Origin of the sequence: Brachybacterium sp. GU-2, from assembly GCF_030866705.2 — a bacterium.
Taxonomy (GTDB): domain Bacteria; phylum Actinomycetota; class Actinomycetes; order Actinomycetales; family Dermabacteraceae; genus Brachybacterium; species Brachybacterium conglomeratum.
This window is the reverse complement of sequence record NZ_CP133037.2, coordinates 3,267,482-3,289,823: the sequence shown is the minus strand read 5'-3', so window position 1 is coordinate 3,289,823 and position 22,342 is coordinate 3,267,482. Positions and strand designations below refer to the sequence as shown.

21 protein-coding genes and 1 pseudogene are annotated in these 22,342 nt (G+C 71.8%); 13 read left to right on the top strand and 9 right to left on the bottom strand.

What is annotated here, in order from left to right:
* Window positions 1-13: 13 nt before the first annotated feature.
* Window positions 14-964 (bottom strand): L-lactate dehydrogenase, encoded by a 951-nt coding sequence (locus RBL05_RS15115; protein WP_010550211.1) that lies wholly within the window; start codon window positions 962-964, stop codon window positions 14-16.
* Window positions 965-1,099: 135 nt separating this feature from the next.
* Window positions 1,100-1,414 (bottom strand): 4a-hydroxytetrahydrobiopterin dehydratase, encoded by a 315-nt coding sequence (locus RBL05_RS15110; protein ID WP_308738781.1) that lies wholly within the window; start codon window positions 1,412-1,414, stop codon window positions 1,100-1,102.
* 61 nt (window positions 1,415-1,475) lie between these two features.
* Here RBL05_RS15110 and arfB point away from each other — a divergent pair, with 61 nt between their 5' ends.
* Both arfB and RBL05_RS15100 read left to right on the top strand, forming a co-directional pair.
* Entirely contained in the window at window positions 1,476-1,916 is a 441-nt protein-coding gene (gene arfB, locus RBL05_RS15105) for an alternative ribosome rescue aminoacyl-tRNA hydrolase ArfB (protein WP_308738782.1), read from the top strand.
* Window positions 1,917-2,037: 121 nt separating this feature from the next.
* Window positions 2,038-2,619, top strand: coding sequence for a 1-acyl-sn-glycerol-3-phosphate acyltransferase (locus tag RBL05_RS15100; RefSeq protein ID WP_308738783.1), 582 nt, complete (start codon window positions 2,038-2,040; stop codon window positions 2,617-2,619).
* A 13-nt stretch (window positions 2,620-2,632) separates the two neighbouring features.
* Here the strand turns inward: RBL05_RS15100 and RBL05_RS15095 are convergent, their stop codons facing one another.
* Complete coding sequence (locus RBL05_RS15095; RefSeq protein WP_308738784.1) at window positions 2,633-3,367, bottom strand: DUF429 domain-containing protein; 735 nt, start codon at window positions 3,365-3,367, stop codon at window positions 2,633-2,635.
* A 37-nt stretch (window positions 3,368-3,404) separates the two neighbouring features.
* Here RBL05_RS15095 and RBL05_RS15090 point away from each other — a divergent pair, with 37 nt between their 5' ends.
* From RBL05_RS15090 to RBL05_RS15080, 3 genes and pseudogenes are all read left to right on the top strand, one after another.
* Complete coding sequence (locus tag RBL05_RS15090; protein ID WP_308738785.1) at window positions 3,405-4,307, top strand: DUF3152 domain-containing protein; 903 nt, start codon at window positions 3,405-3,407, stop codon at window positions 4,305-4,307.
* A 148-nt stretch (window positions 4,308-4,455) separates the two neighbouring features.
* A complete protein-coding gene (locus tag RBL05_RS15085) occupies window positions 4,456-4,698 on the top strand; it encodes a PspC domain-containing protein (RefSeq protein ID WP_308738786.1) in 243 nt (80 codons plus the stop codon).
* Between the two features lie 70 nt (window positions 4,699-4,768).
* Window positions 4,769-5,787, top strand: a pseudogene (locus RBL05_RS15080) (LLM class flavin-dependent oxidoreductase).
* An 82-nt stretch (window positions 5,788-5,869) separates the two neighbouring features.
* Here the strand turns inward: RBL05_RS15080 and RBL05_RS15075 are convergent.
* Window positions 5,870-6,313 carry a VOC family protein gene (locus RBL05_RS15075; RefSeq protein ID WP_308738787.1) on the bottom strand — a complete coding sequence of 148 codons (444 nt, stop codon included), beginning with the start codon at window positions 6,311-6,313 and terminating at the stop codon, window positions 5,870-5,872.
* Between the two features lie 155 nt (window positions 6,314-6,468).
* Here RBL05_RS15075 and RBL05_RS15070 point away from each other — a divergent pair, with 155 nt between their 5' ends.
* The 6 genes from RBL05_RS15070 (at window position 6,469) to RBL05_RS15045 (ending at window position 15,912) form a co-directional block, all read left to right on the top strand.
* Window positions 6,469-6,945: a VOC family protein gene (locus tag RBL05_RS15070; protein WP_308738788.1), complete on the top strand. Its 477-nt coding sequence runs from the start codon at window positions 6,469-6,471 to the stop codon at window positions 6,943-6,945.
* Between the two features lie 141 nt (window positions 6,946-7,086).
* The gene (locus RBL05_RS15065) at window positions 7,087-8,004 is read left to right on the top strand and encodes a DMT family transporter (RefSeq protein WP_308738789.1); all 918 of its coding nucleotides are present in this window, start codon (window positions 7,087-7,089) and stop codon (window positions 8,002-8,004) included.
* A 334-nt stretch (window positions 8,005-8,338) separates the two neighbouring features.
* A complete protein-coding gene (betT, locus tag RBL05_RS15060) occupies window positions 8,339-10,570 on the top strand; it encodes a choline BCCT transporter BetT (protein ID WP_308738790.1) in 2,232 nt (743 codons plus the stop codon).
* Window positions 10,563-12,047 (top strand): aldehyde dehydrogenase family protein, encoded by a 1,485-nt coding sequence (locus RBL05_RS15055; protein ID WP_308738791.1) that lies wholly within the window; start codon window positions 10,563-10,565, stop codon window positions 12,045-12,047. The genes betT and RBL05_RS15055 overlap by 8 nt, the downstream gene beginning before the upstream one ends.
* Window positions 12,048-12,144: 97 nt before the next feature.
* Window positions 12,145-13,734 carry a GMC family oxidoreductase gene (locus RBL05_RS15050; RefSeq protein ID WP_308738792.1) on the top strand — a complete coding sequence of 530 codons (1,590 nt, stop codon included), beginning with the start codon at window positions 12,145-12,147 and terminating at the stop codon, window positions 13,732-13,734.
* Between the two features lie 162 nt (window positions 13,735-13,896).
* Complete coding sequence (locus RBL05_RS15045) at window positions 13,897-15,912, top strand: BCCT family transporter (RefSeq protein WP_308738793.1); 2,016 nt, start codon at window positions 13,897-13,899, stop codon at window positions 15,910-15,912.
* A 123-nt stretch (window positions 15,913-16,035) separates the two neighbouring features.
* Here the strand turns inward: RBL05_RS15045 and RBL05_RS15040 are convergent, their stop codons facing one another.
* Entirely contained in the window at window positions 16,036-16,404 is a 369-nt protein-coding gene (locus RBL05_RS15040) for a nuclear transport factor 2 family protein (protein WP_308738794.1), read from the bottom strand.
* A 9-nt stretch (window positions 16,405-16,413) separates the two neighbouring features.
* Between RBL05_RS15040 and RBL05_RS15035 the strand changes: the two genes are divergently transcribed.
* On the top strand, window positions 16,414-16,557 hold the full coding sequence (locus tag RBL05_RS15035) for a hypothetical protein (protein WP_308738795.1): 144 nt from the start codon (window positions 16,414-16,416) through the stop codon (window positions 16,555-16,557).
* 33 nt (window positions 16,558-16,590) lie between these two features.
* On the opposite strand, the gene RBL05_RS15030 is transcribed toward RBL05_RS15035, so the two are convergent.
* From RBL05_RS15030 to RBL05_RS15020, 3 genes are all read right to left on the bottom strand, one after another.
* Window positions 16,591-17,475 (bottom strand): alpha/beta fold hydrolase, encoded by an 885-nt coding sequence (locus RBL05_RS15030; RefSeq protein WP_412523794.1) that lies wholly within the window; start codon window positions 17,473-17,475, stop codon window positions 16,591-16,593.
* A complete protein-coding gene (locus RBL05_RS16970) occupies window positions 17,391-17,729 on the bottom strand; it encodes a hypothetical protein (protein WP_412523771.1) in 339 nt (112 codons plus the stop codon). Before RBL05_RS16970 ends, RBL05_RS15030 begins: the two co-directional genes overlap by 85 nt.
* 85 nt (window positions 17,730-17,814) lie before the next feature.
* Window positions 17,815-20,310: an excinuclease ABC subunit UvrA gene (locus tag RBL05_RS15020; protein ID WP_308738797.1), complete on the bottom strand. Its 2,496-nt coding sequence runs from the start codon at window positions 20,308-20,310 to the stop codon at window positions 17,815-17,817.
* Window positions 20,311-20,429: 119 nt separating this feature from the next.
* Between RBL05_RS15020 and RBL05_RS15015 the strand changes: the two genes are divergently transcribed.
* Window positions 20,430-22,073, top strand: a complete 1,644-nt coding sequence (locus RBL05_RS15015; protein WP_308738798.1) for an alkaline phosphatase D family protein — start codon at window positions 20,430-20,432, stop codon at window positions 22,071-22,073.
* Window positions 22,074-22,150: 77 nt separating this feature from the next.
* On the opposite strand, the gene RBL05_RS15010 is transcribed toward RBL05_RS15015, so the two are convergent.
* On the bottom strand, window positions 22,151-22,282 hold the full coding sequence (locus tag RBL05_RS15010; RefSeq protein ID WP_308738799.1) for a hypothetical protein: 132 nt from the start codon (window positions 22,280-22,282) through the stop codon (window positions 22,151-22,153).
* Between the last annotated feature and the right edge of the window lie 60 nt (window positions 22,283-22,342).

The following is a 22,342-nucleotide window of genomic DNA, read 5'->3' as shown; positions in this document are numbered from 1 at the left end:
CGAGCCTGGTGCGTCAGCCGCGCAGGCTGGCGGCGACGGCTTCGAGCGCATCGGCGCTGGAGCGCAGCTTCTCGAGCTCCGGCGCGTCGAACGGCGTCTCGCGGATCGGTCGGGCGCCGAACGAGCCGACGATGCTCGGCACGGACAGGGCCACCCCATCGATGCCGTGGAAGTCCTCGAGCACGGTGGAGACGTTCAGCACCGCGTTCTCGTCCTTGAGGATCGCCTCGACGATGCGCGCGCTGGACAGGCCGATCGCGTAGTTCGTCGCCCCCTTGCCCTGGATCACCTTGTAGGCGGCGTCCCGCACGTCCACGGCGATCCGGTCGAGCTCCTCGAGCGTGAACCGCTGTGCGCCGTCCTCCGCCCGCCACTCGAGGATCGGCACGGAGTGGATGCGGGCGGCGGACCACAACGGGAATTCGGTGTCGCCGTGCTCGCCGACGATCTGGGCGTGGACGGAGGTGGGCGCCACCCCGGTGCGTCGCGCGATCTCCCAGCGCAGGCGCGAGGTGTCCAGCACGGTGCCGGAGGCGAACACCCTTTCGGCCGGCAGTCCGGAGGCTTCGTGGGCGAGCATGGTGAGGACGTCGCAGGGGTTCGTGACGATCACGAAGACCGCGTTCGGTGCGACCTCGAGGGTGCGGCGCATGATGTCCCCGACGATCTTCGCGTTGGTCGCCGCGAGCTCGATGCGGGTCTGTCCGGGCTTCTGCTTGGCGCCGGCGGTGATCACCACGACATGGGAGCCCTCGACCACGCCGATGTCGGAGCCACCGATGATGTCGCTGGCACGGGTGAACAGGGTGCCGTGGGCGAGGTCGAGCACCTCGGCCTCGGTCTTCGCGGCGTCGATGTCGTACAGGGCGACGTGGCGGGCGGAGCCGCGGATGAGCGAGGCGTAGGCGACGCTGGAGCCGACGGCGCCGGCCCCGATGACGGTGAGCTTCGAATTCTCGATCATGCGTCGACCTTAGTTCCGGCGCCCCGAGCGCTCCAGGGCCCGAAGTCCTGTCTCGCGGGATCTCATGGACGCCCTGACGCGGCGGCCGGGAGTTCGGGCGCGCCCCGATGGCCCTCCTGCGCGCGCGTACGGATCTCAGCCCTCCGCAGGGCGGATCCCGAGCTCCTCGGCATGGGTGCTGACGGTGCCGGCGAGTGCGAGGTCGCGGGAGGTCACCCCGCCCACGTCGTGGCTCGAGAGGGTCACGGTGACCTCGGGATAGGTCAGGAGGATGTCGGGATGATGGTTCGCCGCCTCGGCGGAGACGCCGACACGGTTCACGAACGCGAGCCCGGTCGCGAAGTCGCCGGTGTCGAAGCGTGCGGTGAGGGCTTCGCCCTCCTGGTGCCAGCCGGTGAGCCCGGCGTCGGCGATCTGCTCGGGGGTCAGGGTCTGCTTCGGATCAGCCATGGCCCCATCGTGCCCCGTCCGCGGCCCGACGGCCAGACCCTCGGCGCGGCACACTGGGGACATGGAAGACCTGCAAGTGGATCCCGGACCGGGCGCACCCCACGGCCTGCGCATCCCCGCCGCGGAGCTGGTCGAGCAGTTCTCCCATGCCTCCGGGCCGGGCGGTCAGGGAGTGAACACCGCCGACTCGCGGGTGCAGCTGAGCCTGGACCTCGCCGCCACCTCGGCCCTGGACGAGGTCCAGCGTGCCCGCGTGCTCGAACGTCTCGCGACCCGCACCGCCGGCAGGGTCCTCACCGTCACCGCCTCCGAACAGCGCTCGCAGCACCGGAACCGTCGGGCGGCGCGCGAGCGGCTCGCCGCGCTGCTGCGCGAGGCTGTCGCCCCGGAGGTGCCGCGTCGGGCGACCCGGCCGACGGCCGGCTCCCGCCGCCGACGCCTCGCCGCCAAGCGTCGCCGCGCCGACCTCAAGCAGACCCGCAGGCCGCCGCGGGGCGAATGAGCGGCAGGCGAGCCCTGTGGGCCGGGCCCCGACCGCACGGCGGGACCTTCGCTCGCAGACCGATCAGCCCGGACACGGGCATTCGCCCGTCCGTGCCCCGGTCAGCGCATACCCTCGCACCATGATCCGTCAGCTCATCGCACGCCTGTTCTGGGCGGTGTCGCCCTGGAGGCTCGTCGTCGAGCGCGTCCCGGACCGGCCCACGCTCTTCATCGGCGCCCCGCACACTTCCAACTGGGACTTCGTGCTCATGCTGGGGATCGCCTGGCGGCTGCGGATCAAGCTGCGCTGGCTGGGCAAGCACGACCTGTTCACCGGCTGGAAGGGACCGGTGATGCGAACGCTCGGCGGCATCCCGGTGGCTCGCCGCGACCCCGCCAAGGTGGTCGACGAGGTCATCGCCCTGGTCCGCACCGGCACGGTGTTCGGGCTGGTCATCACCCCGGACGGCACGCGCGGGGAGCACACGCACTGGAAGTCCGGCTTCTACCGGATCGCGCGCGCGACGGGGCTCCCGCTCACCCTCGGCTACGTGGACCGCACCACCATGACCAGCGGACTCGGCCCGATCATGGAGGTCACCGGGGACGTGCGCGCCGACATGGACCGCATCCGCGCCTTCTTCGCCGACAAGGCCGGCTACGCCCCCGAGCGGCGGGTCGAGCCGAGGCTGAGCGAGGAGGACCTGCCCGAGGCGGACTGAGCGGCGGCGCCTGCTACGCGGGCAGCCAGATCCACCCCTCGACCAGGGCGGTCTCCCGCAGCGGGTCCGGCGGCGGGAGGGCACGGCCGCGGGCGACCTCCCGGGCGATCAGCGCGGCGATCACCGCGTCCAGGACGTCGTCCACCTCCACGCAGGCGGCGTCGTGGCCGGCCCAGTCCAGGCCGGGGAACCGCCCGCCGAGCGCCTCGACCAGTCCGCGGCGCGCCGCGCGCCCGCCTGTGCCCTTGTAGCCGCGGTGCGGCAGACCCCACCGCCGCAGCGCCGCCGCGGGATACACCTCGCAGATCCGCCCGGTCCCGTCGCGGGCGACGTCGACCCCCTCCACCCGCAGCCGCGCCTCGATCCCCGCCCAGCGCAGCGCGGGATGGGCGATGCGGTCCGTGGAGACGCTCAGCGGAGTCAGTCCCGTGCGGGCGTGGACGGCACGGTCGGTCTCCCGCATCGCCAGTCCTCGACGCCACTCGTCCCCGGTCGACCCGGGTGGCGAGAGGGTCCCGGTCGCCTGGGCGGCGAGCAGCTCGACGAAACCTCGCGGCCAGCCGACCGGCACATCGACCCCGACCTTCCCCGCGTCGCGCACCCTCTGCGCGATGAGGGCATCGTCCGCCCCGGTGCTCGCCTCCTCGAGCACGAGCACGCCGGAGACCGGATCCTGCTCGCGCAGCACCGCGAGCCCGGTGCGACGATCCTGGGCGGCCAGATCGAGGCCGACATAGCGCGTGGGCATCCGCCCAGGATAGGGACCTCGCCCGTACTCTCGAGGGGTGACCGAGCCCGCACCGCACCGCCCCGTCCTCCGCCTGACGAGGCGGGGTCGCCTCGTGCGCACAGCGCTCGTGCTGCTGGTCGTGATCGCGCTGGTGCTGCTGCTCGTCTCGCTCGTGCGCGGGGCGGGCAGGTCGACGGAGCAGCAGGACGGCGGCACGGCCGCGGAGACCGCGGCCCCGGAGCATGAGGAGACGCCCGCCGCCTCCGACGAGGGCGGCGGGAGCACGGCGGAGGACGACGCCCCGGCGGCGGGGCCGACCGGCGAAGAGGCCTCTGGCGAGGAGGCGACGCCGACCGACGACGCGGCGGAGGGGACCCCCGAGGCGGAGTCCCCGGAGGCGGGCGGTGACGAGGAGATGGTGCGCAGCGGGACCGTCGGCGCCGGGACCTGGACCATCGCCGCCGCGGCGGGGGACGCGCCGACCGAGGGCGTGCTGCGCACCTACGCGGTGCGCGTCGAGGACGGGATCGGCGTCGATGCCGAGGAGGCCGCAGAGGAGATCGCCGCCGTGCTCGCCGACGAGCGCGGCTGGCAGGGCCCGGCCGACGTCGTCTTCCACCGGGTCGCGGACCCGGCGGAGGCGGAGTTCACGATCTCGATCGGCTCCCCGCCCACGGTCGACGAGATGTGCCTGCCGGCGAGGACAGGCGGGCTGTGGAGCTGCCGGATCGGGCCCGAGGTGGCGCTGAACTCCGACCGCTGGCTGCACGCGACCCCCACCTACGACGACCTCGCCGAGTACCGCGCGTACATGATCAACCACGAGGTGGGGCACTTCCTCGGCCACGGCCACGCGAGCTGCCCGGCCGAGGGCGCACCCGCCCCGGTCATGCTCCAGCAGTCCATCGACCTGCAGGGATGCACACCGAACGCCTGGCCCGCCGGCGAGGAGGAATGACAGGACCGGGCCGCAGCAGCCGGGCCCGGGAGCTGCGGCCCGGTCCCCGCCGCCCGGGCCCCGCCCGGCGCAGGAGCGGGAATCCCGCGCCGAGGACGGGGGCCAGCCCCAGTGCCGAGAGGCCGCGACCGCGCCTAGCCTCGATCCCATGAACTCCATCTTCGCGACCCTCCGCGGCTTCCGATTCCGCCGCGGCCCCCAGCGCATCCTCGGCGGCATCGCCGGCGGCCTCGCCGAGCTCACCGGACTGAACGTGTGGCTCATGCGCCTGCTCGTGCTCGCCTCCTTCCTGCTGCCCGTGCTCGGCGTCGGCGCGTATCTCGCGGTGTGGCTGCTGACCCCCTGGCAGGACGGCACGATCCCGCTCGAGCGTCTGCTCGACCGCGGCTGATCACCGGGGAGCGTCGCTGGCTACGATGAGCGCACCGCGCCCCAGGGCGCCCTGCTCCGGAAGGTCCTCGATGCCCGATCGCTCCCGTCCCCTGCGCCGCCTCGGCTTCCTCACCATCGGCCTGTTCGATCCGGCCGATCCCGCGGTCGGGCACGAGTCGACCCTGTCGCTCATCGAGCTCGGCGAGGAGCTCGGCCTCGACAGCGCCTGGCTGCGCCACCGCCACCTGCAGTTCGGGATCTCCTCCCCGATCGCGGTGATGGCCGCGGCGAGCCAGCGCACCTCCCGGATCGAGCTGGGCACCGCGGTGACGCCGCTGGGCTGGGAGAACCCGCTGCGCCTCGCGGAGGACCTCGCGACCGTCGACGTGCTCTCCGGCGGCCGGATCAATCCCGGCGTCAGCGTCGGCACCCCGATGCAGTACGACACCGTCAAGGACGCCCTCTACCCGGACACCGCCGAGGTCGAGGACTTCTCCAAGACCAAGTGGAGCGTCTCGCGGGCCTGCTCGCCGGCGAGCGGGTGCGGGAGCTGGAGGGGAAGCAGGGCGTGGTCGAGGAGTACTCCTCCCGCGTCGAGCCCCACTCCCCCGGTCTGCGAGAGCGGCTCTGGTACGGCGCCGGGTCCCTCGACTCCGCCGTCTGGGCCGGGGAGCACGGCCTGCACCTGCTCTCCTCCAGCGTCCTCTTCCCCGGTCCCGACGAGGAGCCGGACTTCGCCGCGGTCCAGGCCGCACAGATCCGCGCCTTCCGTGCCGCGGGCGGCACCCGCGCCTCGCAGGGCCTGGTCGTGATCCCCACCGACTCGGCCTCGGCCGCCCAGGCGGAGCGCTACCGCTCCTATGCCGCCGAGCGCCTCCCGCGCACCCGCACCCCGCAGGGTCCGCGCCGGTTGATGTTCGCCCCGGACCTGGTGGGCACGAGCGAGGAGATCGCCGAGCAGCTGTGGGCGCACGAGGGCTTCCGCGAGGTCGACGAAGTCGCCTTCGCGCTCCCCTTCAGCTTCTCCCACGAGGACTACGTGCAGATCCTCACCGACATCGCCACCCGCCTCGGACCGGCGCTCGGCTGGAACCCGGCGAGCGCCTGAAGGCCGACGAGCCCGATGGCACGCCGCACCGCGTCCCGTCGGCCGCTCCTCCGGTCGCCTCGCCCGCCGCCGGCCCTCCGGCTCAGTCCCCGGTCCCGCCGAGCTGCTCGGCGAGCATGACCAGGATCCCGCTCGGGCCGCGCAGGTAGGTCAGGCGGTAGACGTCCTCGTAGGTCGCCACGCCCCGCACGGGACGGCAGCCGTGACGCGCCGCGATCTCGAGCGCCGCGTCGAGGTCCTCGACCCGGAAGGCGACGCGGTGCATGCCGATCTCGTGCGGCTGCGTCGGGGCGGTCTCGATCGCCTCGGGGTGGAGGTACTCGAACAGCTCCAGCTGCCCGCTCCCGTCGGGCAGTCCGAGCAGCGCGATCCGCGCGTGGTTGTCGTCCAGCCCCACGGCGGTCGACGCCCATTCGCCCTGCACGGTGTCGGTCCCGAGCACGGTCAGGCCCAGGTCGGTGAAGAAGGCGATCGCCTCCTCGAGATCACGTACCGCGATCCCGACGTTCTCCATGTGGATGCTCATGCCGCGCACGATAGACCCGCCCCTCCGCGGCGGGCAGGGCCCGCAGTGCGCAGGATCGGACCTACCTGCGGCGGCGCCACGGCTCTACTGTGAGCGCACGACGGGCCGCCGGCCCGCACCGACCCGCAGCACCGACACTGCAGGAGGACAGCCCCATGACCACCATCGGCACCTGTCTCTGGTTCGACGGCCGCATCGACGAGGCCGCCGAGTTCTACGTCTCCCTCGTCGAGGACTCCCGGATCCTCCAGCGCACCGTCTACGAGGCCGGCGGCGGCCCGCCGGACGGTCCCGATATGACCGGTCAGGCGCTCACCGTCGACCTGGTGCTCGGCGGGGTGCCGTACACGCGGCTGAACGGCGGGCCCGCCTTCCCGTTGTCGGAGGCGGTCTCGATCATGCTCACCGTCGAGTCGCAGGAGGAGGTCGACCGGCTGTGGGAGGCGCTGATCGCCGACGGCGGCGCGGAGTCGCAGTGCGGCTGGTGCCGTGACCGCTTCGGCCTGTCCTGGCAGGTGATCCCGCAGCGGCTGAACGAGCTGCTGCAGGGCCCGCACGCCGAGGCGGTGACGCGCGAGATGATGACGCAGACGAAGCTCGACGTCGCCCGGCTCGAGGCCGCCGCCGGCTGAGCGGACCGCACCGCCCGACAGCAGGCGGGACGCCCGCGCCGCCCGGCGACAGGGCCTTCCGACCTGCGGGCGGGCCGACCGAGCCGTGAGACCCGCGCCGGCGTTTCGCCCTCGCGTCCGACCGAGGAGCACGATGGAGGCATGCCGTCCCCCGTCGCCCCCGCCGCACCGTCCCGCCCGGCGCTGCCCTGGCTCGCCGCCGCCGCGGTGATGCTGCTGTGGGCGTCCTCCTTCATCGTCATCCGCTTCTCCGGTGCGCACCTCTCCCCCGGCGCGATGACGCTGCTGCGGATGGTGACCGCGGTGCTGGTGATGCTCCCGCTCGTGCTGACCGGGCGGGTGCGGACGCCGCGGAACGGCAGGATGTGGGCCGGGGTGCTCGCCTGGGGCGTGGCCTGGTTCTGCGTGTACTCGGTGGTGCTCAACGCCTCGGAGCTGTTCCTGGATCCCGCGACCGCCGCGATGCTCGTGAATCTCGCGCCGCTGATCGTGGCCGTCGCCTCCGGCGTGCTGCTCGGCGAGGGACTGTCCCTGCGGCTGCTCGTCGGCGTCGTGATCGCGCTGTGCGGGATCGGGCTGATCACCCTGGCCACCTCGACCGGGCACGTGGAGGGACCGGGGCTCGTGCTCGGGCTGCTCGCGGCCGTGCTCTACGCCGGCAGCGTGCTTGGGCAGAAGCCGCTGCTGGCCCACATCGACTCGACCTCGATGACCGTCGTCGGGATGACGGCGGGGATGCTGGCCTGCCTGCCCTTCGCCCCGCAGCTCGTCGCGGAGCTGAGCCGTGCCCCGGCCTCGGCGATCGCGGCGGTGGTGTACATGGGCGTGCTGCCCACCGCGGCCGCCTTCCTGCTGTGGGGCTACGCCCTCACCCACACGCCGGCCGGGGTGCTCACCTCCTCCTCCCTGATCGTCCCCGCGATCACGGTGGTGCTCGCCTGGACGGTCCTCGGCGAGGTGCCGCCGCCGCTCGCCGCGCTCGGCGGCGTGCTGTGCCTGGCCGGCGCCGCGGTCGCGATCCTGCCCGCGATGCTCGCGTCCCTGCGCTCCCGGACGTGAGCGCGGCCACCCTCCTCGCCTGCCCGACGGCGCGCGCGGGCCGGGGAGCGCACGGACATCGCAGGACGAAGGAGTCCATCTGCCGCCTCACTGCGCAGGTCAGGGCGATCCCCGGTCGATCCCGGCAATCCCGCGCAGCTGCCTGACTGGTTCCTCACGAATCGTCCAGAGAACTGGAGCATCCGACAATCCGTTCCTAGAGTCATGCTCGGTCGGCGGTCAGGGACAGCGTCCGCGCAGGAGCAGCGGTCCTCGCTCGCCGAGCCGGAACTCCCCCGTCGGATCGCCCGCGCCGCGAGCGGTCCTGTCCCGAGCGTCGACCGAGAGGATCGTGATGGCCGAGGCCCCGCCCGCCCCCAGCGCACAGAAGGAGGGAGGTGCTCGGCCCGCGCACTCCCGCGTGAACCTGCCGGTCTTCGTCGGCACCTCCGTGATCATCGTGGCGTTCGTGCTGTTCGCCGCGATCTGGCCCGGCGCCGCCGAGACCGCGATCTTCGGGTCGATGGGCTGGATCGCGACGAACTTCGGCTGGTACTACGTCCTGACCGCCGCGATCGTGGTCGTCTTCGTGCTGCTCGTGGCGCTCTCCCGCGTGGGCCGCACCCGGATGGGCCCGGACCACTCCGTGCCGAAGTACAACCTCTTCACCTGGGCGGCGATGCTGTTCGCCGCCGGCATCGGCGTGGACCTGATGTTCTTCGGCATCTCGGGCCCGGCCACCAACATCCTCACCCCGCCCGATGCGCCGCCCGGCTCCGACGAGGCCGCCCGGATGGCGACGATCTGGACGATCTTCCACTACGGCATCCCCGGCTGGGCGATGTACGCGCTGATGGGCATGGCCTTCGGCCTGTTCGCCTATCGCTACCACCTGCCGCTGTCGATCCGCTCGGCGCTCGCACCGATCTTCGGCCGGCGCATCCACGGCGCCGTCGGCCATGTCGCCGAGATCGGCTCGACGATCGGCACGATCTTCGGGATCTCCGTCTCCCTCGGCATCGGCGTGGTGTTCCTGAACTACGGGCTCTCCGCCCTGTTCGGGATCCCGAACTCGATCGCGGTGCAGATCGCTCTGATGGCGCTCGCGGTCGGCATCACGATCGTCTCGACCGTCTCCGGCGTCGACAAGGGCATCCGTCGCCTCTCCGAGCTCAACGTGCTGCTGGCGATCGCACTGATGCTCTGGGTGCTCTTCTCCGGGCAGACCCACCAGCTGCTCAACGCCCTCGTCCAGAACATCGGCGACTTCTTCTCCCGCTTCCCCGGGATGATGATGAACACCTTCGCCTACACCGACGGCGCCGCCGACTACCCCTCCGACCAGTGGATGGCGGACTGGACCCTGTTCTTCTGGGCGTGGTGGATCGCCTGGGCGCCCTTCGTGAGCCTGTTCCTGGCGCGCATCTCCCGTGGCCGCACCCTTCGCGAGTTCGTCGTCGGCGTGCTGCTGATCCCCTTCTCGTTCATCCTGCTGTGGGTGTCGATCTTCGGGAACGCGGCGCTGAGCTTCGCAGGCGACGGAGACTTCCTCGACCTCGCCGTGAACCAGCCCGAGTCCGGCTTCTTCAACCTGCTCGAGCAGTACCCGGGTGCGCTCTTCACCGTCTCGCTCGCCGTGGTGACGGGATTGTTCTTCTACGTCACCTCCGCGGACTCCGGCTCGCTGGTGATGGCGAACATGACCTCGAAGGCCTCCAGCACGGACTCCGACGGCCCGCCCTGGCTGCGGATCGTATGGGCCGTGATCACCGGCGCGCTCACCCTCGTGATGCTCTTCATCGACGGGGTGTACACCCTCCAGGCCGCGACCGTGGTGGTGGGCCTGCCGCTGTCGATCCTGGTGTACCTGGTGATGTTCAGCCTGTGGAAGGTGCTGCGCACCGAGCAGATGGACCTCGACGCCCGCACCGCGGCCCTGCCCGGCGTGCTCACCTCCCGGGTGCGCGGCGGCGAGTCCCACGACCGCGTCCCGTGGCAGCAGCGCCTGCGGGGCCGCATGTCCTACGCCGACGAGGGCAGGGCCCGCGCCTTCGTGGCGGAGGTCGCGACCCCCGCCGTCGAGGAGGTCGCCTCGGAGCTGCGCGCCCTCGGCGCGGACGTCTCCTGCCATCGCGGCGAACATCCCGACTACGGCGTGCCGTACATCGACCTGGTCGTCTCGTTCCCGCATGCCGAGGACTTCAAGTATCAGGCCTACCCGGTCGCGTACTCGGTGCCGAGCTTCGCCGCGAACCTCTCCACCGTGCGGGACGTCTACTACCGCATCGAGATCTTCTCGCGCACCGGCTCCCGCGGACGCGACATCATGGGGTACACGAAGGAGCAGGTCATCAGCGACGTCCTGGACGCCTACGACGCTCACATCATGTACCTGACGATGAGCGACGAGATCGGCACCGCCACCGGCACGATCCCTGTCACCGCCCCGGACACCTGGGACGACGCCGACCACGTCGACGCCGAGCCCGAGGGCGCCCAGGGGGAGGACCACCGGTCCGATGCGACCCAGCCCGACCAGCCCACCGACCCCGCCACCGCGCGGACGACGAAGGAGAACCATGACTGAGAGCCCCGCGACCCTGTTCATCGACGGCGCCTGGGTGCCGTCCTCCACCGGTGAGACCCGCTCGATCACCTGTCCGGCCGACGGCACCGAGGTGGGCGTGGTCTCCGAGGCCGACGCCGAGGACGTCGAGCGCGCGATCCTCGCCGCCCGCGCCGCCTTCGAGCGCGGCGAGTGGTCCGGCACCCCGGCCGCCCGGCGCGGCGACTTCCTGCTGCGCGTCGCGGGCCGCCTGGCCGAGCGGAAGGACGAGTTCGCCCGCGCCGAGGCGCAGGACACCGGCAAGCGTCTGGTCGAGGCCGAGGGCGACATGGACGACATCGCCTCCTGCTTCCGCTACTTCGGGAAGATCGCCGACCAGGACCCGGGCCGTCTGGTCGACGCGGGGGATGCCTCGGTGATCTCCCGCGTGGTCCGCGAGCCCGTCGGCGTGTGCGGCATGATCACGCCGTGGAACTTCCCGCTGCTGCAGGCCGCGTGGAAGATCGCGCCCGCCCTCGCGGCCGGCAACGCCTTCGTGATCAAGCCCGCCGAGCTCACCCCGCACACCACGATGCTGATGATGGAGGTGCTCGACGAGCTCGGGCTCCCCAAGGGCGTGGCGAACCTGGTGCTCGGCGACGGCGGCACCGTCGGCGCCCCGCTGTCCTCCCACCCGGAGATCGACCTGGTCTCCTTCACGGGCGGCCTGGTCACCGGGCGGAAGATCGCCGAGTCCGCTGCGAAGGGCATCAAGAAGGTCGCGCTCGAGCTCGGCGGGAAGAACCCCAACGTCGTCTTCGCCGACGCGGACTACGAGGCGGCGCTCGACAACGCGCTGAACGCCGGTTTCCTCGACTCGGGCCTGGTGTGCTCGGCGGGCACGCGTCTGATCATCCACGAGTCCATCGCCGAGCGGTTCGTCGACGACCTCGTCGCCCGCGCCGAGGGCATCGTCATGGGCGGCCCCTTCGACGAGAGCGCGGAGACCGGTCCGCTGATCTCGAAGGCCCACCGCGAGAAGGTCACCGACTACGTGAAGCGCGGCGTCGAGGCCGGGGCGCGGCTGCGCACCGGCGGCCACTGGGGCGGCCCCGAGCACGAGAAGGGCTTCTTCTACGCCCCGACGGTGCTGGACCGCTGCACCCGGGACAACCCTGCCGTGATCGAGGAGGGCTTCGGCCCGGTGATCACGGTGGAGACCTTCTCCACCGAGCAGGAGGCGATCGAGATCGCCAACCACACCGAGTACGGCCTGGCCGGCGCGGTGTGGACCTCCGACGCGGGCACCGCGAACCGGGTCTCGCGCGCGCTGCGCCACGGCACGATCTGGATCAACGACTACCACCCCTACCTGCCGCAGGCGGAGTGGGGCGGCTTCAAGATGTCCGGGTTCGGGCGCGAGCTCGGCGCCACGGGTCTCGAGGAGTACACCGAGGCCAAGCACATCTACCAGAACACCGAGCCGGCCGTCTCCGGCTGGTTCCCCCGCAAGGGATGACCGCGCGCGTGTTCGCTCCCGCGCGCCCCGGTCCGGTACGCGGGAGCGTGCGCCCCTCGCACGTCCCCACCGTCCCCTTCATCAGGAAGCAGGAGAGATGACCAGCAAGGACCTCACGTCCGAGAACCCCATCGCCGAGTACGACTACATCGTGGTCGGCGGCGGCTCCGCCGGAGCCGTCGTCGCCGCCCGCCTGAGCGAGGACCCGAGCCTCGAGGTGGCTCTGCTCGAGGCCGGCCCGCACGACCTCGACCACGAGGAGGTGCTGCAGCTGAAGCGCTGGCCCGAGCTGCTGGAGTCGGGGCTGGACTGGGACTACCCGATCGAGCCGCAGGAGAACGGCAACTCCTTCATGCGCCACGCCCGGGCGAAGGTGCTGGGCGGATGCTCCTCCCACAACTCCTGCATCGCCTTCCACCCGCCGGCGGAGGACATGGACCTGTGGGAGCGCCTCGGCGCCGAGGGCTGGGGCTTCAAGGACATGCTCCCGCTGATCGAGCGGCTGGAGAACAACCGCGACCGCGAGGGCGCCGGCCACGGCAGCGAGGGCCCCGTCGAGCTGATGGACGCCCCGGCCGACGACAAGCTCGGCATCGCCCTGCTCGACGCGTGCGAGCAGGCCGGGATCCCCCGCGCCCGCTTCAACGACTTCTCCACCGTCGTCAACGGCGCGAACTGGTTCCAGGTCAACCGCCAGGCCGACGGCACCCGCGCCTCCTCCTCCGTCTCCTACCTCCACCCGATCCGGGACCGGGAGAACCTGCACGTCCTCACCGGGCACCAGGTCATGCAGGTCCTCTTCGACGAGGACCAGCGGGCCACGGGCGTGGAGTACATCGACAACGCCTTCGACCGCTCCTCGATCATGCACGCCCGCAAGGAGGTCATCCTCTCCGCCGGCGCGATCGACTCGCCGAAGCTGCTGATGCTCTCGGGGATCGGCCCCGCCGATCACCTGCGTGAGGTGGGCATCGAGTTGCGCGTGGACTCCCCCGGCGTCGGCTCGAACCTGCAGGACCACCCCGAGGCGGTCATCTCCTGGGAGTCGACGCAGAAGATGACGCGCGAGTCCACCCAGTGGTGGGAGATCGGGATCTTCACCCCCACCGAGGAGGGCCTGGACCTGCCGGACCTGATGATGCACTACGGCTCGGTGCCCTTCGACATGCACACCCGCCGCCAGGGCTACCCCACCTCCCCGGAGTCCTTCGCCCTGACTCCGAACGTCACCCACGCCCGCTCCCGCGGCACGGTGCGCCTGCGCTCGATCGACTACCGCGACAAGCCGAAGGTCGATCCGCGCTACTTCACCGACGAGGAGGGCCACGACATGCGCGTGGCCGTCGCGGGCATCCGCAAGGCCCGCGAGATCGTCTCCCAGTCCGGGATGGACGCCTACCGCGGCCGGGAGCTGTTCCCGGGCGAGGACGTGCAGAGCGACGAGGAGATCGCCGACTACGTCGCGAAGACGCACAACACCGTCTACCACCCGGCCGGGACGGTGCGGATGGGCGCGGCCGACGACGAGATGTCGCCGCTGGACCCGCAGCTGCGGGTCAAGGGTGTGAAGGGCCTGCGGGTCGTGGACGGCTCGGTCATGCCGCAGCTGGTCGCGGTGAATCCCAACATCACTACGATGCTGATCGGCGAGCGCGCCGCGGACCTGATCCGCGAGCAGCAGGCCTGATCCGCCCCCACGGGGCCTGATCCGCGCACTCCGCGAGGCCGTGCCCCCTCCGCGAGACCGTGCCCCGAGACCGCGCCGGGCAGGGCCGTCCATCGGTCCTGCCCGGCGTTGCAGCACCCGCACCACGATTCGCTTCCCCCACTCCCCACGAACGGAGACCTTGTGAACACCGAGGACGACCCCCACCAGAGAACGGAGCAGACCCAGCGCTCCGCGCCGCGACGTCGAGCCGCCCGCCGCTCGGACAAGCTGGCGACCTTCGACTACGCACGCCCCAAGTACCCCCACAACATCCACCCCGCCCTCGTGCCCGGCATCGCCATCGACGAGCAGCGCCGCCGCTACAGCATCGACAAGTTCGTCCTCGCCGTGGCCGGGGTCCTCGCCGTCGGATTCGTGATCTGGGGCATCGTCGCCACGGACAGCGTCAGCGTGGTCGCGAACGCGGCCTACGGCTGGGTGATGGAGCACCTGGGGTGGCTGTTCAACGCCGTCGCCACCATCGTGCTGGTGACCATGCTGGTCCTGGCCTTCACCCGCTACGGCAAGATTCCGCTGGGCAAGGACGATGAGCGTCCCGAGTTCTCGACCTTCAGCTGGGTGGCGATGCTGTTCGCCGCCGGGCTCGGCATCGGCGTGATGTTCTGGGGCCCCTCGGAGCCGCTGACCTACTTCCTGTCCCCGCCGCCGCTGACGAATGAGCCGGAGTCCACCGGAGCCATGCACCGGGCCCTGGCGCAGACCTACTTCCACTGGGGCTTCCACGCCTGGGCGATCTACGCGCTGGTGGGCGGCGCGGTCGCCTACTCCGCATACCGACGCGGCCGCACCCTGCTGATGTCCTCCGTGTTCGAGCGCTTCTTCGGGAAGAAGCGCTCCGAGGGCTGGGCCGGCCAGCTGGTGGACATCTTCGCGATCATCGCCACCCTGTTCGGCACCGCCGCCGCCCTGGGCATCGCCGCCCTGCAGATCGGCGAGGGCGTCGTCATCGTCTCCGGCCTCTCCGAGCTGACCAACACGGTGCTGGTGCTGATCATCGCCGTGCTCTCGATCGGCTTCGTGATCTCGGCGGTCTCGGGTGTCTCCCGCGGCATCCGCTACCTCTCCAACACCAACATCGTGCTGACGATCGGCTTCGCCGGGCTGATCTTCCTGCTCGGCCCCACGCTGCTGCTGCTGAACCTGGTGCCCTCCGGGGTCATGGAGTACTTCAACTCGATGATGGAGATGATGGGCCGCTCGGCCTCCTGGGGCCAGGACACGCTCGACTTCCAGTCCGCCTGGACCGTCTACTACTGGGCCTGGTGGATCTCCTGGTCGCCCTTCGTCGGCATCTTCATCGCTCGCATCTCCCGCGGGCGCACGATCCGGCAGTTCATCCTGGGCGTCATCTTCATCCCCTCCGCCCTGCTCTTCGTGGCCTACGGCGTGATGGGCGGCACCGCCATCTCCATGTACCGCGACGGGAAGCTCGGGGAGATCGACACGGTCAACCCGGCCCAGGTGCTCTTCGACATGGTGGAGAACCTGCCGTTCGCAGACGTCCTGCCCGTGCTGATCATGGCGATCCTGGCGATCTTCTTCATCACCGCCGCGGACTCGGCCTCGGTGGTGATGGGCATCCTCACCACGCGGGGCAGTCAGAACCCGCCCAAGCTGCTGGTGGTGTTCTGGGGCATGGTGATGGGCGGCATCGCCCTGGTGATGCTGCTGCTGGGCGACGAGTCCGCGCTGCAGGGCCTGCAGTCGCTGGTGATCATCACCGCGGTGCCCTTCGCGATCATCGTGCTGCTGCTGATCATCGCCTGGCTACGGGAGCTGAGCACCGATCCGCGCACGCTGCGCGAGAAGTACGCGGACACCGCCCTGCGCAACGCCATCGTGACGGGCGTGGACAAGTACGACGACGACTTCGAGCTCCAGGTGGTCCCCTCCGCGCCCGGGACCGGCGCCGGAGCGGACGTCGAGTCCACACATGCGGACTACACCGACTGGTACCGCCGTACTGATGAGGACGGCAGGCCCGTGGGGTACGACTTCGAGACCGACACCTGGGCCGACGGCTGGGAGCCGGAGAACGCGGGCGACGGCACCGGCGAGGCGAACGCCGCCCCCACCGACCCCGACGACACCACCGCCGGCGACGGCGACAACGGCACGAGGAAGGGCCAGTCGTAACATCGGTCAGACAGAGAAGCAGCCCCGGCCCACACGGAAGACTTCCGGGACTTCCCGGAGCACGGCGCGGACGGAGCACGGCACGGACGTGCGTGAGGAGCAGGGCCGACGGGCTGAGCGAGCTCAGCGGGCGCCGGGGGTGTCCTGGCTGAAGGTGTTCCACCACCGATCCCCGCGACGCTGCCAGAGCGAGGTGATGAAGAACGTCTCCGCAGCCTGCTCGCCCGGGGCGCGGGCATCGGCGCGGTAGCTCAGCAGCACGGCGTCCTCCCCCACCCGCAGCAGCGGTGCCTCGGACAGCGCGTAGGACTCGGTGATCGGGCCGTCGGCCAGCTGGTCGAGATGGCGCTCGAGGTCGTTGAACCCGCCGGTGTCCACGCCGAGGAAGTCACCCGGCAGCAGCTCCCGCTCGGCCGCGGCCTCCCCCGTGACCTGCGCCTGCCACACCTGCTCCTCGAGCGCGAGGAAGAATTGCACGTCGTCGGGTTCCATGCGCTCATCGTGGCATCGCCCCGGGACGTCGGCGCGCACCGGCGGCTCGCGGGGGCGGCGCAGCGCTGCAGGATCGACGGCTTCGCGATGTCGAAGCGGGATCTCGCCGAGCTGCTGGAGGCGATCCGGGTCTACCTGGCGGCACGGCGGTAGCTCGGCGCGCTCGCCGTCCGTCGGCCCAGCCCCTCAGGCCTCCGTCACGCGATCGGCGAAGGCGAGGATCTCCTGAACGACGTCGTCGCGGGTGGTGGGCTCGTTGTGGACCTCGTGGCGCACGCCCGGGTAGACGCGGGTGCGCACGTCGGTGCGGCCGGCCTCGTGCAGACGGTTGGCGACGTGGAGCGCACCCTCGCCGTAGTTCGCCACCGGGTCCTGGTCGCCGGCGAGGATCAGTACGGGCAGTCCCGCAGGCAGGTCGGAGTAGAACGCCTCGGAATTCGCCCGGTCGTAGATGTCCACGAAGCCCTGGAGGAAGCGGGCGCTCATCGGGGCGCCGAAGTTGTTGAGGGGGTCGCGGCCGTGGTCGGCGACGACGTCCTCGTCGAGCGCGACCCAGGCAGTGGGCCCAGCGCTCTCGCCGAAGCGGTCGAGGAAGCCGTCGAAGAGCTGGCCGACGAGCTCCTCGGGGGCGGGGTCGGCCCGCTGCGCGCCGGTGGCGAGGGCGGCGAGCGCCTCGCGGTCGATGCTCGCCTCGATCCCTCGCATCTGGGCCGCGATCCCGCCGAGAACCAGTCCGGCGAGCTGCGCCTGCGGTGCGGTCGCGGCGACTCGCGCGATCATCGAGCCCCAGCTGTGGCCGTAGAGGACGTGCGGCAGGCCGGGCAGGATATCGCGGGCACGAGCCTGGAGCGCGAGCTCGTCCTCGACGACGACGCGCGCCGCGTCGTCCCCGGCGTCCGCCCAGATGCCCGAGCGCATCGCGGTCGCGCCGTGTCCTGCATGGTCGCCCGCGAGGACGGCGAAGCCGTCGTCGACGAGGGCGCTGATCACATGCAGGTAGCGGCGGGAGTGCTCGCCGAGCCCGTGGACGATCTGCACGATGCCACGGGGCTCTGCGGCGGGCACGTGCAGCCAGGCCTGGATCTCGTCGCGACCGTTCGCGGAGGGGAGGGTGATCTCGTGCAGGGCCATGGGGTCTCCTCGTGCCGGGGTGCCACGCCTCTGCGCGCGGCCTCGGCCAGCCTAGCCGTGGGGGTGTCCGCGCCCTCGTTAGTTGATGATCTCGGCGGCCGGTCCCCGCCGTCGCGGCGGGCGGTGAAGTAGGCGTGGTTCATGACCACGTCGTCGCGGTAGTTCGAGCGGTGGCCTGCGGTGATCAGGTCCACCGGCCGCAGCGCCGCTCGCGTGCCGTGGAAGTTCTGGGGTGCTGGGGCTCGTCTTTGCTCTCCACAGGCCGAGTGCCCGTCGCCGTCATCCGCCCAGGTGGCGGCGCAGATGGGTGCCCGTGAGGCTGTTCTCGTCGGCCGCGATCTGCTCGGGGGTGCCGTGGGCGACGAGGCGGCCGCCCGCGGCCCCGCCGCCCGGTCCCATGTCGATCACCCAGTCGGCGTTGGCGATCAGGTCGAGGTCGTGCTCGATGACCACGACGGTCGCGCCGTTGTCGACGAGCCGGTCCAGGACGTGCACGAGGGTGCGCACGTCCAGCGGGTGCAGGCCGACGCTCGGCTCGTCGAAGACGAACACGGCGTCGCGCTGGGTGCGGCCCATCTGCCCGGCGAGCTTGAGCCGCTGCGCCTCGCCGCCCGAGAGGGCCGGGGTGTCCTCGCCCAGGGTGAGATAGCCGAGCCCGAGATCGACCAGGGTCTCGAGGGTGCGGCGGACGGCGCGGACGTCGCCGACGAGCTCGATCGCCTCGGCGACGGTGGCGGAGAGCAGGCCGGGCAGGGTCACGTCCCCTCGCCGGATCTCCGAGGCCTCAGGGGCGTAGCGGCTCCCCTCGCAGTCGGGGCAGTCGATGTCGACGTCGGGCAGGAACTGCACGTCGAGCTCGACGCGGCCCGTGCCCTCGCAGCGGGGACAGCGCAGGGAGCCGGTGTTGTAGGAGAAGTCGCCCATGGTCAGACCGCGCTCCTGCGCGGCCGGGGTGCGGGCGAACTCGCGGCGCAGGGGGTCCAGCACACCCGAGTAGGTGGCCACGGTCGAGCGGACGTTCACGCCGATCGGGGTCGCGTCGATGCGGTGGACGTGCCGGACCCCGTCGGCCTCGAGCGCACGGACATGAGCGGGCAGGTCGCGACCCTCGCTGCTCGCACGCAGCGCGGGAACGAGAGTCTCGAGCACCAGGGTGGTCTTGCCCGAGCCGGAGACACCGGTGACGGCGGTGAGCCGGCCTCGGGGAACGCGGACGTCGAGCTCCCTCACGGTGTGCAGCGGCGCGCTCTCCAGGCGGATCGCGCCGTGCGCGAAGACGTCCTGCTCGGCGGCGCGCTCGCGCACGACGATCTCCTCGCGGCCGTCGAGGAACGGGCCGAGCCGGGAGGCGGCGTCGGCAGTGATCTCCTCGACGCTGCCCTGGGCGATGACGGTGCCGCCGTCGCCGCCCGCGCCGGGGCCGATCTCGAGGATCTCGTCGGCCTCGCGCAGCAGCTGCACGTCGTGGTCGACGACGAGCACGGAGTTCCCGTCGGCGAGCAGGTCGCCGATCAGCTCGACGAGCCCGTCGATGTTCGAGGGGTGCATGCCGATGCTGGGCTCGTCGAGCACGTAGAGCACGCCGGTGGTGCGGTTGCGGACGGCGCGGGCGAGCTGGGCGCGCTGGCGCTCCCCTGTCGAGAGGGTGGAGCCGGCCCGGTCCAGGGAGAGATAGCCGAGGCCGAGGTGGACGAGCCGCTCCGCCATCTGCAGGAACTGGTCCACCAGCCCGCGCGCCATCGGATGCATCTCGGAGGGGAGGGGCTCGATGATCCTCGGCGCCCAGTCCAGGAGCTCGTCGAGCGTCATCGCAGAGGCGACGGCCAGGTCGAGTCCCGCGATCTCGGGCCGTCGGGCGGCGGGCGAGAGCCGCGTGCCGTCGCAGGCGGGGCAGGTGCGCTCGACCAGGAAGCGGGAGACGCGGGCGAGGCGCTTCTCGTCGTGGGCGCGGCGCAGCTCCTCGGTGACGGTGAGGCGGGCGTTGCGGAAGGTGAAGTCGAGGTCGTGGGCGCCCTTCTTCGAGCGGACCGTGATCTCCTTCTTCTCCTCGGGGCCGTCCAGGACGATGTCCTTCTCCCAGTCCTCGAGGTCCCGCCAGGGCACGTCGGTGCGCACCCCGAACTCGCGGGCGATGTCCGGCTGCACCTTCCATCCGAACATGTTCCAGGGCTTCACGGCGCCCTCGTCGAGGGTCTTCGAGGGATCCGGGACCAGAGTGTCGTCGTCGACCTCGCGCACGATCCCGGTGCCCTCGCAGGCGGGACAGGCGCCCTCGGAGTTGAAGGCGAGCGCCTCGGCGCCGGGCGGGTCCACGTCCGCTCCGCACTCCGGGCAGGGATAGGGCTCCTCGGCGGCGACCAGCAGCGAGGGCGGGACGCGGTGCCCGTTCGGGCAGAGGTGGGAGGCCAGGCGCGAGTACATCAGTCGCAGCACGTTCAGCAGCTCGGTGGAGGTGCCGAAGGTGGAGCGGACGCTCGGCACCCCAGGCCGCTGGCGCAGCGCGAGCGCGGCGGGGACGTGCACGACCTCGTCGACGTCCGCGCGCGGGGCCTGCGCCATGCGACGGCGGGTGTAGGTCGACAGCGCCTCGACGTAGCGGCGGGAGCCCTCGGCGTAGACCACGCCCATGGCGAGGGAGGACTTGCCGGAGCCGGAGACGCCGGCGATCGCGACCAGGCGGTCCAGCGGGATGTCGACGTCGAGGCCGCGGAGGTTGTGCACGCGCGCTCCGCGCACCTCGATGTGGTCGGGTCGCTGCGGCTTCGCTGTGCTCATGGCCCCACGGTAGTCGCGTGCTGCGGGGACGACGACAGTGCCCGGCGGTGACCGCCGGGCTCGCCCGGAGTTCATCCTCGGGCCACGGTCTCGTCACCCTGGCGGAGTTCACTGCCGGCATGGACAGCTTCCGCTCCCCTGCCCGTCGCACCCTCCTCAAGGGCGCCGCCGCGGCCTCCCTCGCCGCCGCGGTCCCCGCCGTCACCCCGTCCGCCGCCTCCGCCCGTCCCGCGCCCTCCCGCCCCGCCGCCGCTCGCCTGACCCTGCCCTCCGGCCTGCAGACCGGCGACGTCACCATGGACTCCGCCGTGCTCTGGTCCCGCGCCTCGGGCGAGGGCCGGCTCCACGCGGTCCTGCACGCACTGGACCGTGAGGGCCGCCGCCTCACCTCCTCCTCGAGGGGCCGCGGGAAGGGCCGCGGCCGGGACGGCGAGCCGATCGTGCTGCGCGGCCCCTGGGCTACCGAGCGGACCGACTTCACCGCCCGGATCAGCGCGACGGACCTCCCCTCCGACACGCAGTACGAGGTCGAGCTGTTCTTCGAGGACGAGAACGGGAAACGCGGCGAGGTCGGCGTCGGCCGCTTCGGGACCGCACCCGGGCACCGCTCCGACGGGGCGCAGTCCTTCGTCTGGACGGCCGACACCGCCGGCCAGGGCTACGGCATCAACCCCGACGTCGGCGGCATGTTCGGCTACGAGACGATGCGCGCCGTGGAGCCCGACTTCTTCCTCCACGCCGGGGACACGATCTACGCCGACGGCCCGATCGAGGAGAGCATCGAGGAGCCCGACGGCACGATCTGGCGCAACCTGGTCACCGACGAGGTCGCGAAGGTGGCCGAGACCCTGCGGGAGTTCCGCGGCCGCCACAGCTACAACCTGAGGGACGAGAACGTCCGCGCGCTGTACGCCGAGGTCCCGGTCATCGCCACCTGGGACGACCACGAGACCACCAACAACTGGTGGCCCGGCGAGGTGCTGGAAGACGACCGCTACAGCGTCGTCGATGTGGACACCCTGGCCGCCCGCGGCCGACGCGCCTGGCAGGAGTACCAGCCCATCGCCGACGTCCGCTCGCTGAAGCCCGGCACCGGCTTCGAGCCGGAGCGGATCTACCGGAAGATCTCCCGCGGTCCGGCGCTGGACGTGTTCGTGCTCGACATGCGCACGCACAAGGGCGAGAACACCGACGGGCGGGAGCAGCGCGCCACGTCGATGCTCGGCGAGGAGCAGCTGCAGTGGCTGCTGAAGGGTCTGCGTCGCTCGCAGGCGACCTGGAAGGTGATCCTCGCGGACCTGCCGCTGGGGATCGTGGTGCCCGACGGCGAGGGCCAGGAGTCGATCGCCAACGCCGAGGACGGCGCGCCCCTGGGCCGTGAGCTGGAGCTCGCGCGCCTGCTATCGGGGATCAAGTCCCAGCGCACCCGCAACGTCGTCTTCCTCACCGGCGACGTCCACTACTGCGCCGCGCACCACTACTCCCCCGAGCGGGCCGCGTTCACCGACTTCGACCCGTTCTGGGAGTTCGTGGCCGGGCCGATCAACGCCGGCTCCTTCGGCCCCAACGAGATGGACAGCACCTTCGGCCCCGAGGTCGACTTCCAGAAGGCCGGCCCCGCGATGGGCTCCCCGCGCGACGGGAAGGGCCAGTTCTTCGGCCGGGTGGAGATCGCGCCCGACGGAGAGGAGTTCACCGTCGAGCTGATCGATGCGACCGGCGAGGTGCAGTACACCCGCACGCTGACGCCGCAGCCGCGCTGAGGGCCGGCGCCCGACGATCACGTCGGGCGCCCGAAGCGCCGAGGATGCTCAGCGCGTCCGGGGCTCCCGGGCGTCGCTCAGCGCAGCGCGCGCTTGGCGGCCTTGTTGATCGCGCGGCGTCCGGCGCGCTTGCCCACGGCCTCGGGGCCCTGCTTGACGGCCCGGGCGTCTCCCTGGGCCCTTCGCAGCTTCCGCAACCAGTTCAGCATTCTCACCCTCCTCGGGTGTCGGGGTCCTCGACCCTACGCGGCCTCGCGGCATGGCGACAC

Bases quoted from the DNA above. Each gene is read 5' to 3' on its own strand.
- RBL05_RS15095 (WP_308738784.1), bottom strand. From the start codon at position 3,367: ATGCCCACGCGCTATGTCGGCCTCGATCTGGCCGCCCAGGATCGTCGC.
- RBL05_RS15040 (WP_308738794.1), bottom strand. From the start codon at position 16,404: ATGGAACCCGACGACGTGCAATTCTTCCTCGCGCTCGAGGAGCAGGTG.
- arfB (WP_308738782.1), top strand. From the start codon at position 1,476: ATGGAAGACCTGCAAGTGGATCCCGGACCGGGCGCACCCCACGGCCTG.
- RBL05_RS15070 (WP_308738788.1), top strand. From the start codon at position 6,469: ATGACCACCATCGGCACCTGTCTCTGGTTCGACGGCCGCATCGACGAG.
- RBL05_RS15075 (WP_308738787.1), bottom strand. From the start codon at position 6,313: ATGAGCATCCACATGGAGAACGTCGGGATCGCGGTACGTGATCTCGAG.
- RBL05_RS15050 (WP_308738792.1), top strand. From the start codon at position 12,145: ATGACCAGCAAGGACCTCACGTCCGAGAACCCCATCGCCGAGTACGAC.
- betT (WP_308738790.1), top strand. From the start codon at position 8,339: ATGGCCGAGGCCCCGCCCGCCCCCAGCGCACAGAAGGAGGGAGGTGCT.
- RBL05_RS15085 (WP_308738786.1), top strand. From the start codon at position 4,456: ATGAACTCCATCTTCGCGACCCTCCGCGGCTTCCGATTCCGCCGCGGC.
- RBL05_RS15115 (WP_010550211.1), bottom strand. From the start codon at position 964: ATGATCGAGAATTCGAAGCTCACCGTCATCGGGGCCGGCGCCGTCGGC.
- RBL05_RS15100 (WP_308738783.1), top strand. From the start codon at position 2,038: ATGATCCGTCAGCTCATCGCACGCCTGTTCTGGGCGGTGTCGCCCTGG.
- RBL05_RS15110 (WP_308738781.1), bottom strand. From the start codon at position 1,414: ATGGCTGATCCGAAGCAGACCCTGACCCCCGAGCAGATCGCCGACGCC.
- RBL05_RS15055 (WP_308738791.1), top strand. From the start codon at position 10,563: ATGACTGAGAGCCCCGCGACCCTGTTCATCGACGGCGCCTGGGTGCCG.
- RBL05_RS15010 (WP_308738799.1), bottom strand. From the start codon at position 22,282: ATGCTGAACTGGTTGCGGAAGCTGCGAAGGGCCCAGGGAGACGCCCGG.
- RBL05_RS15020 (WP_308738797.1), bottom strand. From the start codon at position 20,310: ATGAGCACAGCGAAGCCGCAGCGACCCGACCACATCGAGGTGCGCGGA.
- RBL05_RS15015 (WP_308738798.1), top strand. From the start codon at position 20,430: ATGGACAGCTTCCGCTCCCCTGCCCGTCGCACCCTCCTCAAGGGCGCC.
- RBL05_RS15065 (WP_308738789.1), top strand. From the start codon at position 7,087: ATGCCGTCCCCCGTCGCCCCCGCCGCACCGTCCCGCCCGGCGCTGCCC.